Genomic DNA, 16,192 nt, shown 5'->3' with positions numbered 1-16,192 from the left:
GGCTTTTTTGTGGGCGCGCCGGTGGCCTCAACCGCCTTTGGCACTGACGATGCTCGCCACCTGGCGTGGCTGGCAGTTGAGGTAGGCCGAGGACTTGAGCCAACGCTGGTCGGGGTACCAGGAAAACATGAACTGGCCGTCCTTGAGCTTGTCGATAACCTGGCGCGCCACTTGCGGGCGCACCGCCGGGCAACCCTGGCTACGGCCGATGCGGCCCTGGCGCTGGCTCCAGAGCGGGTTCACGTAGTCGGCGGCATGAATCACGATGTCGCGATCACGGGCCCGGTCGTTGAACCCCGGTTCCAGGCCGTCCATGCGCAGCGAATAACCGTGGCTGCCTTCATAGCTTTCCTGGGTGCGGAACAGGCCCAGGCTGGACTGATAGCTGCCCAGGCGATTGGAAAACTGCGTGGCGAAATTTTCCCCGGACTTCTGCCCATGGGCCACCAGGTCGCGCAGCACCAGAGTCTTTTTACGCAGGTCGAAGATCCACAGGCGGCGTGCCGTGGACGGTTGCGAGTAGTCGATGACGGCCAGGTGCCGGGCTTGGCGGGCACCGCTGTTGACCGCGCACTGCATGGCGCTCAGGGCGCTTTTGAGGGCCTGTGGATTGAGTTCCGGGGCGGCGTGGGCGAGGCTGTTGAACATCATCGGGCTTGGGGTGCCGACGGCGAACGCGGGGCTGCAGATGGCCCCCAGGGTTGTCGCTGCCAGGCCCAGGCGGCGCAGAAAAATCAGCATGGGAAGCGGTCTGTATAGCGGTCGGTAAAAAGAGTCCCTACCATTGCGTTGGCTCCTGACATTCTGTGGTTCCCCCGCCAGCGCTTGCTACGCTTGGCCTGCTGGTTCGCGGCAACGGTTGCCGAGGTTGATCCGTCCTATGACGGCCATGGATTTGGAGTAAAGCAGTTGTTCAAAAAAACCGCATGTTACTTGAGCCTTTGCCTGCTCGCTGCGCCATTGGTCGCGACCGCCGACGAACCGATAGTCGATCCCACCAGCCCTGTGCAGTCGGCATTCACCCAGTTATCCCTCGCGTGCCCGGCCCTGGCTGTGCAGATGGACGGGCCGACCCGAAGCCTGTTGCAGGCGTTTTACCAGCAACACAATGACCTTGAAATCTGGTCCGCCGACGGACGCGTGGCGGCCTTGCAGGCACAATTGCAGCAGTTGGCCGATGACGGCCTCGACCCGGCCAGCTACCCGTTGCCGACCGATGCGGCGACCCCCGGCGCGTGGTGTGCCGAACTCGATACCAGCCGGCAATATCTCAAGGCCCTGCAGGACCTGCACTACGGCCGTTTGTCGCAGGCGCGTTTCGAGCCGCTGTGGCACGCCAGCCAGGCGCCCGCCGAGCGTGAGGCCGAGCTCCTGGCGCTGGCTGCTCCGGGGCTTGCGGACCTTGCCAGCGCATTCCAGCAGGCGCGCCCGGGCATCGAGCTTTATCAGCGCCTGCGCCAGCTGTATGCCGAGCAGCGCCAACTGCCGCTGCCCCAGTGGCAGCCCCTGGCCAGCGGGCCGTTGTTGCGCCCGGACATGCAGGACGCGCGGGTTCCCGCGTTGGCCCAGCGGCTGTTCAGCGAGGGCTACCTGAGCAGCCCCCTGGCCACGGACGATAACGCCTATGGGCCGGAGCTGGTAAACGCTGTCAAGAGTTTCCAGCTCAACCATTCGCTGCAGGCCGACGGGGTGGTCGGGCAGGGCACCTTGAATGAGCTGAACATCAGCCCGGCCGTGCGCCGTGGGCAATTGCGGGTCAACCTCGAGCGGTTTCGCTGGTTGGCCCAGGACCTGGAGCCCACCAGCCTGCTGGTGAACGTCGCCGCGGCGCAGTTGAGCGTGTACCAGGATGGCGTGCCGGTATGGCAGACCCGGACCCAGGTCGGACGGGCCGAGCGCCAGACACCGCTGCTCAAGTCCCGGGTTACGCGCCTGACCCTGAACCCGACCTGGACCGTTCCGCCGACCATTTTGCGTGAAGACAAGCTGCCGCAGATCCGTCGTGACCAGACCTTCCTCAGCCGGCAGAACCTGCAAGTGCTGGACAGCGAAGGGCACCCCCTGGCCGCGGACCAGATCGACTGGGACAACCCGGGCAATATCCTCTTGCGCCAGGACGCCGGCCCGCGCAATCCGCTGGGGAAAATGGCGGTGCGCTTTCCCAACCCGTTTTCGGTGTACTTGCACGACACCCCGAGCCAGGCACTGTTCAGCAAAGGGCCGCGGGCCTTCAGCTCGGGCTGTGTGCGGGTCGAGCAGGTCATGCAGTTGCGTGATTGGCTGCTGAGCCCGGCCGAACGGGCGCGTACCGATGAGTTGCTGGCGACCGGCCTGACTCATGAGTTCCGCCTGGCCAAGCCGGTGCCGATCCTGCTCACCTATTGGACGGCGCAGGCCGACAGCTATGGCCAACTGCTGTATGCCCCGGATATCTACGGGCGGGATGCGGCGCTGCTGGCGGCCCTGGGCGGTAAACCCTGAAGGCTCAACTTGCGGAGCGGGGTTGATAACGGGTGTAATGTTGTTTTGGCATCACCCAGTCAATTCATCGCTTCGCAAGGAAACGGACATGAAATTATTTGCACCGACGCTTCTCCTTTTGGTCTGCGCGTCGGCCAGTGCCGCAACAGGGGATTGGCAATCGGGTTGGGGTCAGGGCAAAACAGAGTTTTTCGCGGGGGATGAAAGCACCAGTTACTTGAACTTTGCCTGTGACGCCGACGATGAAATGAGCCCGGTCAGCGGCTCGGCAACCATCGCCGGCCAATCGTTCTACTCCCACAACGACAAGGGTGGTTTCGACGTGATCGTCGACGGCGTCGAGTACAGCAACCCGTTCTACGTTGAGTGCAATGCGTGCTCGGGGTACTTCCCGGAGTTCTGGGCGGCCATGCGCAAGGCGAAAAAGATCGAGCTCAAGGCCGGCGCCCTGACCAGCTCGGTGCCGACCAAAGGCCTGAGCAAACTGCTCAAACCCTACAACTCGAAAGAAAACCCATGTGGCACCGGAGCCTGGTAACTCCCCCCGAAGCTGATCAGCCCCGCCTAAGTGCGGGGCTTTTTATTGCCCGGCGTCGCACTCGACATCGCCCGCGCCCATATGCTCGAAACCCGTCAGCGTGATCGAGGTCGAGCCCGGTGAACCATCACCCGGGAGCGATGCGGGCGACGACTCGATGTGCGCGGTCATGATGTTTTCCGGCAGGCCGCCTTCGGGTGGTGCGGAGCCTTCGGTATCGGGCAAGCCAAAGGCCTGGCGCACCTGGGCGGCGTCGAGTGTGCCCTTGAGGGTCAAGGTCAGTTGCTGCAACTCCCCGTGTTCCCAGGTCAGCTCGACGTCCGTCGCCAGCGGGTGGACTCTGCTGGCCAGGCGCGCGGGAAACGCCGGACCTTCGTCGTAGCGATCAGTGTCGTGGCACGGGTCGGTCGGCGCCTGATAATGGCTCAAGGCGCAATTGAAGCGCGGGTCGCGGTGGCCCAGGGTCTTCTCCAGGTAACAGCCCAATTCGCCGGAACTCATGCGTGGCCAGGCCAGCACATTGAGGTTCGGTGCCTGCAACTCGGCTCCCGGAGCCTGGCCGGCAAAGGCCAGTAGCAAGCCGAGAAGCATGAGGCGGGGGGGGCGGTTGTGCATTTTTCGGGTACCTGGACGAGGGGCTGGGCGGTGGCCAAAAGCAGGCGAGACGATACGCGAGTCCTGAGGGCTCGGTCAGCTCCCCCGAAGACAAAATACGCATCCGCTCTTATCGAGGGCGTCGGCGTGGCTGCGCCGCCCGCGCCATGACCTTGCCCCAGACCAGCGCCGCGAACAGCGAAAGCCCCGCCGCGGCCCACAGTGCCGCCGACAGGCCGGTCGTAAAGGATGGAAGAGCCGTCACCAGCGAACCGAAGATCGCGACACCCAGGGCTGCCCCGGTTTGCCGCGCAGTGTTCAAGGTCGCGGCTGCCACGCCGGCCGCCTGGGGCGCCACGGCCTCCATGGCAGGCGCGGTGGCCGCCGGCGAAATGAAGCCCGAGGCCAGGCCGATGGCGATCATCGAGAGCAGGTTCAGCAGGCTTCCCCCCTGCATCAACCCCAGCGCCCCCATGGCATACAGCACAAACGCCGCGCACATCGGCCAGCGCGTACCGCAGGCCCGAACGACGCGGTGCGAGAGCAGGCTGGCCAGCGCGACCATTGCGGTCAATGGCACAAAGGCCAGCCCGGCGTGCAGCGGCGAATAGCCCCGGATTTGCTGGAAGTCGAGGCTGGTGACAAAGAACAGGCCGTAAAACACCAGGGCCGACAGCGCGGACACCAGGGTCGAGCCGGCGAATATCGGTTGCCGAAACAGCGCCAGGGGCAGCATGGCATGGGGCGAACGGGCCTCGATCCAGACAAAGGCCAGGCCGGCCACGAGGGCAATGGCCGCGCCCGAGAGTATCAGGGGCGACGTCCAGCCCGGCGCCTGGCCTTCGATCAACACCCCGATCAGCGCGGCCAGGGCGACGCTGGCAGCGAGCTGGCCCGGCCAGTCGAAGCGCACGTCCTGCGGCGCCTGCGGATCGGCCAGCAGGCGCCAGGCCAGTACCACGCCACATATGCCCAGGGGCAGGTTGACGAAGAAAATACTGCGCCACCCCAGCCACTGGGTCAGCGCCCCGCCAATCAGCGGTCCGGCCGCCATCGCAATACCGCCGCAACTGGCCCATAGGCCGATGGCGCGCGCCCGTTGTTGTGGGTCGGGGCAGGCTTGATGAATCAACTTCAGGGAGCAAGGCACCAGCAGCGCCGCGCCAAGGCCTTGGGCGACACGCGCCGCGATCAGCATCCCCGGGCTTGCGGCAACCCCGCAGGCCAGCGAGGCGCAAGTGAATAGCAGCAGCCCGACCAGGTACAGCTTGCGCGCGCCCCAGCGATCACCCAGGGCGCCACCCGTCAGCAGGGCGCTGGCGAATGCCAGGGTGTAGGCACTGATGACCCACTGCAAGCCGCTGACCGTCACGTCGAGCCCGAGCGCCATGCGTTGCAGGGCGACGTTGACCACCGAGGTGTCGAGCATGATCAGCGCGTAGCTGAGGCTGGTGGCCAGCAACACCTGGCGCTGCTGGGCAGGCACGGGGATGGCGGTCTGTATTGCGGACGCAGGCGTATGGCGCGCGCGGTGCAGGAGCGGGGTATCAGTCGGGGCAACCATGGGCAGGATCCGGTACGGGGGGCGGCTTGCAGTCTAAGTACCCAGGGCTGCCGGACGTTTCGTCACGCATCGAAGTGTCCGGGCAGGGTTCGGGCTACCATGGCCACCCCTGGAGACCGACCATGCCTGTGAACCCGACCCTTGCTTCCACTGCCTTCCTGATGGCCGACCCGGCCCGTGCGGCCATGCTGATGGCGTTGGTGGGTGGTCAGGCACTCCCGGCTGGCGAGTTGGCCTATGTGGCGGGCATCACCGCGCAGACTGCCAGCAGCCACCTGGCCAAGCTGCTGGGCGGAGGTTTGCTGGCGGTCGAGACCCAGGGGCGGCATCGCCTGTTTCGCCTGGCCAGTCCCGAAGTGGCCATCGCCCTGGAAAGCCTGGCGGCGATCACCCCGGTCCGCGACATCCGTTCGCTCGCCCCGGGGCGCCACGCCCGAGACCTGGGTTTTGCCCGCTGTTGCTACGATCACCTGGCGGGGCAGTTGGGCGTCGCCATGACCCAGGCGCTGCAGGCGCGAGGGGTCATCGAACCTGGGCCAGACCAGCAGTTCCTGATCACCGTTTCAGGCCAGGCCTGGTTGGCCGAATTGGGGCTGGACGTCACGCAGGTCAAAGCCAGCCGCCGTGGCCTGGCTCTGCAATGCCTGGATTGGACCGAGCGCGAACACCACCTGGCCGGGCCGCTGGGGGTGCAGTTGCTGAACCTGCTGTGCGCCAGGGGCTGGCTGCGCCGGGTGAAAGCCTCCCGGGCGATCCAGGTCACGCCCGAGGGCTGGGTCGGGTTGCAGGAGCAGTTCGGAGTCGATCAACAATCCCTTGAGACTCCGCGGCTGCCTGCGGATTGAACCTGCTCCGGCTGGGTTTATTCGCTGAATTGGAAGTCGAGCCAGCGATCCAGTTCGTTGAGGGTGTGGTGAGGCCTGTCAGGGATTCTCTCGAGTTTTGCGGCGATTATGTCTCGGTTTGAATCGGACAGCTCATAGCCGCGGGTTCTAAGGAAGTAATCGATGTAGTCCTCTATTTCCAGTGCCTCGGTGGATGAAACGAACACCTTGAAGAGCGCGCCCTGGTATTGCTTGCCATCGTCACGATTCCCGCCCAACACATCACCTCTAGGTTCTTGAAAGGGAAGTCGATTCCCTGTTTTAAGTATAGATCTGCTGCGAATCCGCCAAGGGGCCGGGCCGGTAAAAGTGGACGCTGGATCCGCCATTTCATAGGGGGCAAAGCTGTACCTGGAAATGGCTTAAGATCAGCGACCGCTGGAATGACTCCTCTCGATCAAAACAGGACGCGACTTCTATGGATAAGGCCTTTTCTCAACTCGGCGAACGTTTGCACAACCGCCGGTTTTCGGTGGCGGACAACACCCAGGGGCTCTCCGGGGCCGGCACGGTGTTTCATTACCTGGTCGAGGGCAACGCCATTTCGAGCACTTACCAGGGCGGCCGGATCCACCTGGGGCATCAGGTCGGACGCGTGACCGGCCCGGATACCCTTGAGCTTCTCTTTCATTGCCTGACGACGGAAGGCGAGATTCTGGCCGGCTGGTCCCGGGGGACGGTCGGCGTTGATCAGGCCGGGCGCACCACGCTGGCCTTCACCTGGGGTTGGTTGTCGGGCGCGACGGGAGGAGGGGAGTCCAGCTACGTGGAGCTGCTTCCCTAGCGGCTGAAAAACGCCTGAGCACTCAGGCGTCAGCAACAAGGGGGTACCCGGGGAGTAGTACATTTGTGCTATTGGGGCAACTGGCCAGCCTGCTTAGACTTCCGGCCAGTCTCAAAGGTCGAGACTATCCCCTTCAAGGATCTGTAAATGAAAAAGTGCATCACCCTTGCTGTGCTCGTTTCTGCCTCACTGTTGTTGCACGGCTGCGCCGCCCTGGACTACAACTCCGGAACGCAGGTGTCGTCGCAGCAACTTGCCCAGTTCCAGAAAGGCAAGACTACTCAGCAGCAAGTGACTGCCGCCATTGGCCATCCACCGAAGAAGTCTGAAGTGGGTGGCAAGGAAATCTGGACTTATCCCTACACCAAAATCGCAGCCCTTCCGTTTGCCCCCAACGTCAACGAGAGCACCATTTTCGAATGGTCGTCCAAAGGCGTGCTGCTGGACGTCTACAAGGGCGGTGGCACGCCAGGTCAGTCGGGCAACGCGCTGTTGGATGCAGCCGGGATGTAATAGCTTGCGCCACAACAAAAAGCCCAGCTTATCGCTGGGCTTTTTGCATCCAGGGCCGGTGCCTGTGACTTCCGAGATTACCCTCGGGCGTTGCGCCAGGCTTTGCCATCAGCAAAGCCTGGCGCGACTCGAGGCCCCGCCAGTCCTGCTTACTTCTTCTTGGCCTGGGCCTCTGCGGCAAGGCACTCAAGGGCAAACTGCTCGGTGTACGTCATCTGAATGGCACTGGTCTCGCCCTTGACGGTCCTTTCGCCATCCAGGATGTAGCGAATGCGCTTGTCGGTCACGCCAATACGTTTCGCGATCCATGAAGGGGTCTGGCCGATGCGCGAAATCAGCTTGTCGGCATAGTCGGTGGAAGGGTTATAGCGCTCTGCGTTGGGTGTCATGTGACGTCCGGATAAAGGTGGGTCTGTGATGCGTTGGTGGATACGGGACACGGTGCGCCATTTTCCGGGTGATGTCGCGGTTTGAATGGAATGACGCCGTCGTCCGCCGTGCCTTCGCCGAACCGCGGCGGGAGATTGTTTTTCAGGTCAGGAGCGTAGTATTGGCACCCGATTGAACAGGAGAACCGCTCTTGCGTCTGATTACCAATGTGGAAAAAGACTCGCAGTCGCACCTGTGTGAGTTGAAGAAGCTGTTGTCCGCGTCTGAGCAAATCGTCATTTGCTCAGGCTGGATGAAGGCCTGTGGTTTGTCTCCATTGTTGAAGCACATGAGGGAGGCTATAGGCCGAGGGGGACATATAACGGTGTACACCAATCGTGAGCACACCGAGCGAGCCTGCATCAAGAGTCTGGCCAGTTTGACCGGACTGAAACACGTCAATGTGCCGCGACCCACCTATCTTCATACAAAACTTTATTACGGTCGAAGCGGCGACTCGTATCGCGCAATTCTCGGTTCGGCCAACATCACCTCGGGTGGCTTATGGAAAAACGAAGAGCTTTCTTATTGCGTGAGCGGAAAGGTTACTGATGATGCCCATAGGCAACTGGCGGCGTATCTCCAGGGCTTGACCGCATTGGGGTCAACAGCGTGACGACGCCAATAGCTGCATATCGATAACGGCTTGGCACGAGCCTGCCCCCCAAAGTGATGGCTGTGACCAATGAAAGATTTGGTTTTATGATGACCGCCTTTTGATCAGGATGATGACCACCGCCATGGCCAAGCGTAAACGCAAGACACTGCCGAAGGATTTCGATCAGTTGCTGGAGCAGGGCTCGCTTGCCGAGTTGGTTGCCGTGTTCGAAGGGTGCGAGCTTGAAGCCACCGGCGGCTATAGCAAGAACACCGCGCTGGGCTTTTACAACTGTCCTGACGCGCTGGCCCGCTGGCTGGTGGAGCAGGGCGCAGCTATTGATGCCCGTGACACTTACCAACGTACGCCCCTGCACCATCGCAGTACGAGTTGGATCGGTGGCGTCGATCTGCTGCTGGACTTGGGGGCCGATATCGAGGCCCGGGATTACCAGGGCGACACGCCGTTGCATGCCGCGGCCAAGAGCCACAAGGCCGAGGCCATTGCTGCCCTGATCCGCCGTGGCGCCAATGTCGAGGCCAGGAACCGGCAGGGGCACAGCGTGCTGCATATCGCCCTGGTCACTGCGCGCAACGCCGATATCGAGGCCACCGCGAAAATCGCCGAGATCCTGTTGGCGGCAGGCCTGCAACGCGATGACAGCATGCTTGCCGAGGTGGAGCGCATCGGCCGTGAATTCGAGTTTCACCGGGCCTTCTTCAACCCGGACTACCTCGAGGCAACGCAAGCCGGCCTGGCCAGTCTCTATCGCCTGTTCGACGTTACTCCGGTCGCCTCGCGCAAGGTGCATGACGGGCAGTCTGCCATCGTGGTAACGGCCACTGGCTGGTTTGAACAGCATCAGCAATTGTGGGCGCTGCTGATTCCATCCTTCGGCGCGGCGGCGACAGTGCAGGGCGAGGTGATCCGCATCAGCGGCCGTATTTCCCAAGAGATTCACCACAACGGCTCGGCCAACTGGGATACGGATTTCAAGGCGATGTTGACGGCCCTGGTGGGACACCTGGGCAGTGCCGTGGCGTTGCCTGCTGCCGAAATCGATGAGGCTCGGGCGCTGGCTGCCGCTCTGCGCGGAGGGGACGATGACGCTGGGCAGACCGATCGTCTCTGTGAGTTGGCCGTGCACTGGGTGATTGCCAATCCCCAGCCATTGGCGTTGGCGGCGCCTGCCTACACCAGGTAAGGGGGCTCGAGCGGGAGTCGGGTCTCGGCGGCGATTCTAGAACGACGTCGCGATGGCAAGAGCCAGTTGCCGGTCAGACATCAGGGGCGGCGGGAAGGACGAGCGATAGTAGCGAGAGGCTTGTTCAAACTGCGCCCCACGGATTTCTCCGTCCGAACCAATGAACGCGAGGGCGTCACTCTTTGCCGGCTTGAACAGCTCCGGAATGTACGAGGTGGCCGCTGTGGTGCCTGCGACCACCACGAACGGAATCACCGTGGTGATCATCAGAGCAGCCTGGAACGGGTTATTGTTTTCCGCCGACAGGGCTTGAGTGCTGATAGACGCCAGCAGCGCGACTGCCAAAGGTTTCCATAAGTCCATTCCTCGATGCTTCCGTGTCGTCTGGTTGGGGGCGCCACGATAGCAGAGTAGGGCGCTGGCCAGAAACACGGAGCCCGGCACATGGCCGGGCTGGTTGATCGGTGGGGCGCTTGAGCCATTTCACGCGGTCCCGCCCGATGGGGTCAGCCAAAAAGAGCGCGTTGCCATTGTTGTTCACCGATGATGGCGATAGGGCTGCCAGCCTCTCTCAACTCGACCGCTTTCATGATCTTTGTTCCATAGCTGCTATGGCGCCATTGATCATTGCCAATGCTGCCAACGACCAGATAATGAATTTTCTGGCTCACCGCGCCGCCGATGATGCCGCCACGCTCCTGCACCCGTAGCTGGCAGTCTTTTCGCGGCCCGTAGGCCATGATTCCAGTGAACACGAACACTCTTCCATCCCAGGCAAGATCGGGTTCGGGACGATTGAAGGGAAGGTCGTTGGGGGCGCTGAAGGTTTGATCACTGGCCTTCGGCTTTTCGGTACTCAGGCCGGAAAAGCTCTGCAGCAGCCCGATAAGCTCAAGGGATTCCTCGGCATCCAGCACGCCGTCCAGGAGCATGTTGGAGAGCCGTGAATACAGCAGGTTGATCACCGGGTCATCGAGGTGGACGAGGTTGGTTTCAAGCCAGTCCCTGAGGAACAACCCTTCAGCGGTTGAGACCACGCCGTCAGCGGCAAGACCTGCTGCCAGGCCGACGAGGGCGTCAGCTGAGCGCCTGTCTATCCGTGAACCATGGAAGTATTTGCTACGTTCGAATTCGTTGTGAATGTCGGTCATGTGAACTCCTTTTCTGAATATCATGTCGTTGCGACGAAAATCCCTGTAGGGCCAAAACAGAAGCCTATCCTGCCTGGGCCGGTGGTGGTCCAGGCGATTGACGCTTTTGCGAGTCGACCCGATTGCACCGTTCAACGCCGGCGGGTGATCACCGGCTATCTGGTCATTGGGCGAGCTGGGGTTTGAGCCGCTGCAGTGACCAGCGCACCCTCTCTTCCGTACGAGGCGGGCCATCGGGCCATAGAGTGCTCCTTTGTAGCTCCATGTCCAATGTTTCTCCCTCAAAGCACCCACTGCATGTGCGTTTTTTCAGATGACGCCAAACGCTCCAGTGAAGGCTTGGAAACAAACGCCACCACGCCAACGAAGGACTGATCGTTGAGCACCTTTTTCAGGGCGCTCGTAGGTCAAGAATGCCTGCTGAGGCTGCGGCATAAGGCGCTGTATCAAACAAACCCAGGGCACGTCGCGAAGCGATCATTCATCGTCCCCGTAGTAGTTGACGCCAATGCGGATGATGTCCCGCCCCTGGTCCTTGCGATGGTGGTTGGTGTCGCGCAGGGAGTAAATGCAGCCACAGTATTCCTGCTGATAAAAACGTTTGCGCTTGCTGATCTCGATCATCCGCGCCGAGCCGCCCCCCTTGCGCCAGTTGTAGTCCCAATAGGTGACACCTGGATACTTTTGCGCGCTGCGGATGCCGCTGTCGGTGATTTGCTTCATGTCTTTCCAGCGCGAGATACCGAGGGAGCTGGAAATCACACTGAAGCCGTTTTCATAGGCGTAGAGCGCGGTGCGTTCGAAGCGCATATCGAAGCACATGGTGCAGCGCACGCCGCGCTCGGGTTCATGCTCCATGCCTTTGGCGCGTTCAAACCAATTGTCTTTATCGTAATCGGCATCGATAAACGGCACCTTGTGCTCTTCGGCAAAGCGGATGTTCTCATCCTTGCGCAATAGGTATTCACGCTCAGGGTGAATGTTCGGGTTATAGAAGAAGATGCTGTAGTCGATACCCGAGGCAGTGATCGCTTCCATCACTTCTCCCGAACAGGGCGCGCAGCAGGAGTGCAGCAGCAACTTGTCCGCGCCGTCGGGAAGGCTCAGTTGAGGCCTTTTGATGTCTGTCATGACCGTGTGTCCTGGGTATAAAGTGCTCCGGTAGCCTGTCGGCCAGGAGGGCAGGTCAGCGCTCAAACCGCGCGGTGTGCGGCGATGTTGCAATAGTGTCCTTTGAAATACAGCAATGGCTGCGTAGCAGCAGCTTCCTGCAGGTTCAACGCCTTCACTTCACCAATCACGATCAGGTGATCACCTGCGGCGTGTTCGGCGTGAATTTCGCAATCAAGCCAGTGCAGGCTGCCGACAATGATCGGATTGCCCAGCGGCGATTCCTGCCATTCGACTCCATGCCACTTGTCCGTGCCGCGCCGAGCGAACTGGTTGGAAATCCTGACCTGCTCACCCGACAGGATGTTGACGACGAATCGACCTGCCTGGCGGATTTTGGGATAGCTGGCCGAACTCGACATGACGCTGAATGACACCAGCGGCGGGCTCATCGACACGCTATAGAACGACTGGCAAGTGAAGCCAATCGGCTCTCCATCAAGGTGTGAGGTAATCACCGTGATACCGGATGCGTAGTGCCCGAGCGCTTCGCGAAAGCTCAATGGCTCGATAGGGGGGGCAGGAACTGACATGGAAGATCCTAAATATTGGGTGCAACTCGAAAGTGCCAAGGAAGGCCTGAAGCAGCTCGGTAGTTCTTCAATACCGCATCAATCCCCCCTGTACACCCCCTTGCGACTTTGGCTCAGTACGGGTTCGAGAGTTCTCTGCGAACAATTTCTGCGCCTGCACTTAACGCACTCAGCTTGCCCCGTGCAACTCGGCGAGATAAGGGAGCCATGCCACAGTTGGTGCAAGGATAGAGCTTGTCGGCATCTACAAACTGAAGCGCTTTACGTAGGGTATTGGCTACTTCTTCGGGTGTTTCAATGGTGTTGGATGCCACATCAATGGCCCCGACCATCACTTTTTTACCCCGAATGAGTTCAATGAGATCCATCGGCACATGAGAGTTGTGACATTCCAGTGAAACTATATCGATACTGGATTTTTGCAGCTTGGGAAAGGCCTCTTCATATTGTCGCCACTCTGACCCCAGAGTCTTTTTCCAATCAGTATTGGCTTTGATGCCATAGCCGTAGCAAATATGAACAGCCGTCTCACATTTAAGGCCTTCAATTGCCCTTTCCAGGGTGGCCACCCCCCAGTCGTTCACCTCATCAAAGAACACGTTAAAGGCGGGCTCATCAAATTGGATAATATCAACACCGGCAGCCTCTAATTCCCTGGCTTCCTGATTGAGGATTTTGGCAAACTCCCAAGCCAGTTTTTCGCGACTTTTATAATGGTTGTCATAAAGCGTATCGATCATCGTCATGGGGCCTGGCAGCGCCCATTTAATGGGTTGCGTGGTCTGCTGCCGCAGGAACTTGGCATCTTCAACAAAAACGGGCTTTTGTCGAGTCACCGCACCTACGACCGTCGGTACGCTGGCATCATAGCGATCACGAATTCTAACGGTCTCGCGTTTCTCAAAGTCTACGCCGCTGAGGTGTTCAATAAACGTAGTTACAAAGTGTTGGCGGGTTTGTTCGCCATCACTGACAATATCAATGCCGGCTTGTTGTTGTTCTTGCAATGCCAAACGCAAGGCATCCTGTTTGCCCTCGATCAATTCCTCATTTTGCAATTTCCAGGGTGACCAGAGTGTCTCAGGTTGTGCAAGCCAAGAGGGTTTGGGCAAACTGCCGGCAGTGGAGGTGGGCAATAGCTTTTTCATGATAAATGACCTTGTGATTTTAATGAGTCAAAGCGCGTAATTGGCAGACCACTGCTCTAGAACGGTCTGGTAGGGTTTGATGAAGTTTTCCTCAACAAACTTGCCCTGCTCAATAGCCAGGCGGTTACGTTCTTCTCGATCATAAACAATCAGCGTTAATGAATAATCCTGGTGTTTCAAGCTGGGCTGATAGGATTTTCCGGCCGCTGAATTCGCATTGTAAATCTCAGGGCGGTAAATCTTTTGGAAGGTGTCCATCGTGCTGATGGTGCTGATTAGCTCAAGATTGGTGTAATCACTAAGCAAGTCGCCTGAAAAATAAAAGGCCAAAGGCGCGACACTGTTTGCAGGCATGAAGTAGCGAACCTTCAAGCCCATTTTCTTGAAGTAGTCATCAGTCAAGGAGTATTCATCTTGCTGGTATTCAATACCCAATACAGGATGCTGGTTTTCAGTCCGGTGATAGGTCTTGCTGCTCGAAACGCTCAGGCATATGACAGGCGGTTTATTGAAGTGGTCTTTGTAGGTGTTTGAGTTTACGAAGCTCTTGAATAGCTTTGCATGCAGATCTCCAAAATTATCCGGAGTGCTGAATCCTGGCTGATCCTTGTTGTGTCCCAACAACAGCACGCTAAAGTCATAATCTCGCACATAAGAGGAGAAGTTATTGCCTACGATGCCCTCAAAGCGTTCATTGGTCTTTCGGTCAACGATGTTTGTTTTCAATATTTCAATCAGGGGGATGGCGTTGCCACTGCTTTCAACATCGATATCCATCTCGACGGAAATGATTTCAAGCTCGACAGTATAACGATCGCCTTTGGGATTATCCCAATGCGCCAAGGCGTTGAAGCGGTTGTCAATCATCCTCAGGGTGTTGCGTAAATTCTCTTGGCGGCTCTTTCCTCTGGCCAAGTTGGCAAAGTTGGTAGTGATGCGTGTATTTTCGGAGGGGTGATAATTCTCGTCGAAATAAATGCTTTTAATGGTAAATGTAAATTCTGTGCTCATTATAATCTTACGCCTTAATTTCTGAGGTAAAGCATTGGTTTTTATGGCTTTATACTCAGTGATATTTGTATTGTCTGTAATTAGGACGTATTTTATGCTGAGCCAATGCTTGAGTGAAAATGAATTGATTTCACTAAATCGTTAGCCATATTCATGATGTGTTGTACAGCCAGTCGTAAAAGACCCTGTCACGCAGATGGGGAGTGGCACGGCAGTGGCCGAGTTGAGCGGGATCTTTGTTTGAGCGCACGAACACCGGGCTTGTCCGTGCGCTAGCTCAAGGAGAAAAGCTCGGGAGATAAGAGTCGTTGACCCAACGTCAACAAACTGGAAGTGTTGCAGTTATTGGAGCTTGGCATGTCCGTGTCAAAGCTGGGCAAAGACTTCTGACGTCCCGCCAGACCATTATTGGGATTAGCGGGAAAGCCAAGGATGAAATTTATCAGATATCCCTTCAGCACCTATAAAAGATACTAAAAGCTTGGGGGAACATAAGGAATATTTTGGCATTTACCGTGAAATATTTCCCCATTCTGAATTTTGAAAAGCACTATTTTTCTGGCTTTATTGACCGTCGCTTCAAGTGTGCAGTCGGAACTATGACCGACATTCTCGTAATACTCGGTATAGGTCAAACCGTTCGCTCCCGGTGTCAAGGAAGTGCCGGCCGCTTCAGTGGTCGACCACTGAGATGATTTGTACCACGTCATTACGACAAGTGTGCCTGCGTCAGGACTTTGCGTTGCCTTCATCGTATCGGGCCTGCCAAAAAAATTCAGCGCCTCTTGGGCATCGCGACCTTCCCAACGATTTTGAGCAATGACGGAACAGCCACTGCTGATCATTATGCTTGATATTGCCAGTATTAAAGAAAGCGGTTTAACCCATTTATTTGTCATGGTTTTTAACTTATCTGGACTTTGCGGGTGGGGGGTTGTCTAGCATCTGCTCCAACTCTTCCAATGGGCTCTTTGGCGGTGCTTGTAACTCGGTGATCATCCCAAGCATTTTCATCTGATCGAACTTGCCCAAAGACAGCATGCCGTTGAAGACTCGATCCTGGGGGTTACACACAAAGGCAAATGTATATAAAAGCGCCTTGTCATCCAACGTATGCCATTCATTGGAAACCTTCAAATCCCGGCGTGCGTTACTCGTTCTCTCTATTGATGTTCCTTTAAGAAAGCGCGCTCTGTGCTTGGAGCACTGGACTTCAACTGAATAGACATCCGCCAATGGCTTGGCTGGGTCGGCGAAAACCTGGTTAACGTCTACTGACTGAAACCCATCCGCCGCTTGACTTCGTGGCGTCATGGAAGTGAGATCGGCGACAAACACTATGTTGTTTTTGCCCGTGCCTGTGCTAAAGACACTCCACCAGTCACCAATGGGATTCGCTTTGTCAGCTATCGCTGAAGTGGAGGCTGTGAGCAGCAATGTGAGTGTTATGACGCCTTTATTCAATGGGCGGTTGCAGGAGCTGAGTGCAACACGGTTATTGAATTGAAGCAGGAGCCTCATGTTGCAAGCCCATCAGCTGAGTGAATACCTCGATCGGACACAGCCAGTTAAATCGCTTGCGTGGTCGGA

At 58.4% G+C, this 16,192-nt stretch carries 20 protein-coding genes; 7 read left to right on the top strand and 13 right to left on the bottom strand.

What is annotated here, in order from left to right; all coding sequences use genetic code 11:
• Positions 1–27: 27 nt before the first annotated feature.
• Positions 28–741 carry a murein L,D-transpeptidase catalytic domain family protein gene (locus tag AC19YX_RS25990; RefSeq protein WP_078468618.1) on the bottom strand — a complete coding sequence of 238 codons (714 nt, stop codon included), beginning with the start codon at positions 739–741 and terminating at the stop codon, positions 28–30.
• Positions 742–909: 168 nt separating this feature from the next.
• Between AC19YX_RS25990 and AC19YX_RS25985 the strand changes: the two genes are divergently transcribed.
• Positions 910–2,481, top strand: a complete 1,572-nt coding sequence (locus AC19YX_RS25985) for a L,D-transpeptidase family protein (RefSeq protein ID WP_500607330.1) — start codon at positions 910–912, stop codon at positions 2,479–2,481.
• A gap of 88 nt (positions 2,482–2,569) precedes the next feature.
• Positions 2,570–3,019 carry a YfjT/YkfB family phage-associated protein gene (locus AC19YX_RS25980; RefSeq protein ID WP_500607329.1) on the top strand — a complete coding sequence of 150 codons (450 nt, stop codon included), beginning with the start codon at positions 2,570–2,572 and terminating at the stop codon, positions 3,017–3,019.
• A 42-nt stretch (positions 3,020–3,061) separates the two neighbouring features.
• Here AC19YX_RS25980 and AC19YX_RS25975 read toward each other — a convergent pair whose 3' ends face one another.
• The gene (locus tag AC19YX_RS25975; protein WP_500607328.1) at positions 3,062–3,634 is read right to left on the bottom strand and encodes a hypothetical protein; all 573 of its coding nucleotides are present in this window, start codon (positions 3,632–3,634) and stop codon (positions 3,062–3,064) included.
• A 109-nt stretch (positions 3,635–3,743) separates the two neighbouring features.
• Positions 3,744–5,177: an MFS transporter gene (locus tag AC19YX_RS25970; protein WP_500607327.1), complete on the bottom strand. Its 1,434-nt coding sequence runs from the start codon at positions 5,175–5,177 to the stop codon at positions 3,744–3,746.
• A 122-nt stretch (positions 5,178–5,299) separates the two neighbouring features.
• Here AC19YX_RS25970 and AC19YX_RS25965 point away from each other — a divergent pair, with 122 nt between their 5' ends.
• A complete protein-coding gene (locus tag AC19YX_RS25965; protein WP_421549192.1) occupies positions 5,300–6,022 on the top strand; it encodes an ArsR/SmtB family transcription factor in 723 nt (240 codons plus the stop codon).
• A 17-nt stretch (positions 6,023–6,039) separates the two neighbouring features.
• Here the strand turns inward: AC19YX_RS25965 and AC19YX_RS25960 are convergent, their stop codons facing one another.
• Positions 6,040–6,279 (bottom strand): hypothetical protein, encoded by a 240-nt coding sequence (locus AC19YX_RS25960; RefSeq protein ID WP_153050169.1) that lies wholly within the window; start codon positions 6,277–6,279, stop codon positions 6,040–6,042.
• 200 nt (positions 6,280–6,479) lie between these two features.
• Between AC19YX_RS25960 and AC19YX_RS25955 the strand changes: the two genes are divergently transcribed.
• Both AC19YX_RS25955 and AC19YX_RS25950 read left to right on the top strand, forming a co-directional pair.
• Positions 6,480–6,845 (top strand): avidin-fold protein, encoded by a 366-nt coding sequence (locus AC19YX_RS25955; protein ID WP_500607326.1) that lies wholly within the window; start codon positions 6,480–6,482, stop codon positions 6,843–6,845.
• Positions 6,846–6,992: 147 nt separating this feature from the next.
• A complete protein-coding gene (locus AC19YX_RS25950; protein WP_078468626.1) occupies positions 6,993–7,358 on the top strand; it encodes an outer membrane protein assembly factor BamE in 366 nt (121 codons plus the stop codon).
• A gap of 149 nt (positions 7,359–7,507) precedes the next feature.
• Here the strand turns inward: AC19YX_RS25950 and AC19YX_RS25945 are convergent, their stop codons facing one another.
• Positions 7,508–7,747 (bottom strand): hypothetical protein, encoded by a 240-nt coding sequence (locus AC19YX_RS25945; protein WP_020297345.1) that lies wholly within the window; start codon positions 7,745–7,747, stop codon positions 7,508–7,510.
• Between the two features lie 191 nt (positions 7,748–7,938).
• Between AC19YX_RS25945 and AC19YX_RS25940 the strand changes: the two genes are divergently transcribed.
• Both AC19YX_RS25940 and AC19YX_RS25935 read left to right on the top strand, forming a co-directional pair.
• Entirely contained in the window at positions 7,939–8,403 is a 465-nt protein-coding gene (locus AC19YX_RS25940) for a phospholipase D-like domain-containing protein (protein WP_500607325.1), read from the top strand.
• A gap of 124 nt (positions 8,404–8,527) precedes the next feature.
• Positions 8,528–9,589: an ankyrin repeat domain-containing protein gene (locus AC19YX_RS25935; RefSeq protein WP_500607324.1), complete on the top strand. Its 1,062-nt coding sequence runs from the start codon at positions 8,528–8,530 to the stop codon at positions 9,587–9,589.
• 36 nt (positions 9,590–9,625) lie between these two features.
• Here the strand turns inward: AC19YX_RS25935 and AC19YX_RS25930 are convergent, their stop codons facing one another.
• The 8 genes from AC19YX_RS25930 to AC19YX_RS25895 all read right to left on the bottom strand — a co-directional run bounded on the left by AC19YX_RS25930 (position 9,626) and on the right by AC19YX_RS25895 (position 16,123).
• Positions 9,626–9,952, bottom strand: coding sequence for a DUF2388 domain-containing protein (locus AC19YX_RS25930; protein ID WP_201131555.1), 327 nt, complete (start codon positions 9,950–9,952; stop codon positions 9,626–9,628).
• A 143-nt stretch (positions 9,953–10,095) separates the two neighbouring features.
• Positions 10,096–10,740: a BRCT domain-containing protein gene (locus AC19YX_RS25925; RefSeq protein ID WP_201131554.1), complete on the bottom strand. Its 645-nt coding sequence runs from the start codon at positions 10,738–10,740 to the stop codon at positions 10,096–10,098.
• A 477-nt stretch (positions 10,741–11,217) separates the two neighbouring features.
• Entirely contained in the window at positions 11,218–11,871 is a 654-nt protein-coding gene (locus tag AC19YX_RS25920) for an epoxyqueuosine reductase QueH (RefSeq protein ID WP_500607323.1), read from the bottom strand.
• A 62-nt stretch (positions 11,872–11,933) separates the two neighbouring features.
• On the bottom strand, positions 11,934–12,443 hold the full coding sequence (locus tag AC19YX_RS25915; RefSeq protein WP_078468630.1) for a flavin reductase family protein: 510 nt from the start codon (positions 12,441–12,443) through the stop codon (positions 11,934–11,936).
• A gap of 113 nt (positions 12,444–12,556) precedes the next feature.
• Positions 12,557–13,591: a methionine synthase gene (locus AC19YX_RS25910; RefSeq protein ID WP_500607322.1), complete on the bottom strand. Its 1,035-nt coding sequence runs from the start codon at positions 13,589–13,591 to the stop codon at positions 12,557–12,559.
• 27 nt (positions 13,592–13,618) lie between these two features.
• The gene (locus tag AC19YX_RS25905; RefSeq protein ID WP_500607321.1) at positions 13,619–14,602 is read right to left on the bottom strand and encodes a DUF1852 domain-containing protein; all 984 of its coding nucleotides are present in this window, start codon (positions 14,600–14,602) and stop codon (positions 13,619–13,621) included.
• A gap of 473 nt (positions 14,603–15,075) precedes the next feature.
• A complete protein-coding gene (locus tag AC19YX_RS25900) occupies positions 15,076–15,501 on the bottom strand; it encodes a hypothetical protein (protein ID WP_500607320.1) in 426 nt (141 codons plus the stop codon).
• 10 nt (positions 15,502–15,511) lie between these two features.
• Positions 15,512–16,123: a hypothetical protein gene (locus AC19YX_RS25895; protein ID WP_500607547.1), complete on the bottom strand. Its 612-nt coding sequence runs from the start codon at positions 16,121–16,123 to the stop codon at positions 15,512–15,514.
• Positions 16,124–16,192: the final 69 nt, after the last annotated feature.

The organism is Pseudomonas sp. MF09150, from assembly GCF_059862355.1.
The sequence above is the reverse complement of the archived record's forward strand: the minus strand, read 5'-3'. Positions and strand labels throughout refer to the sequence as shown.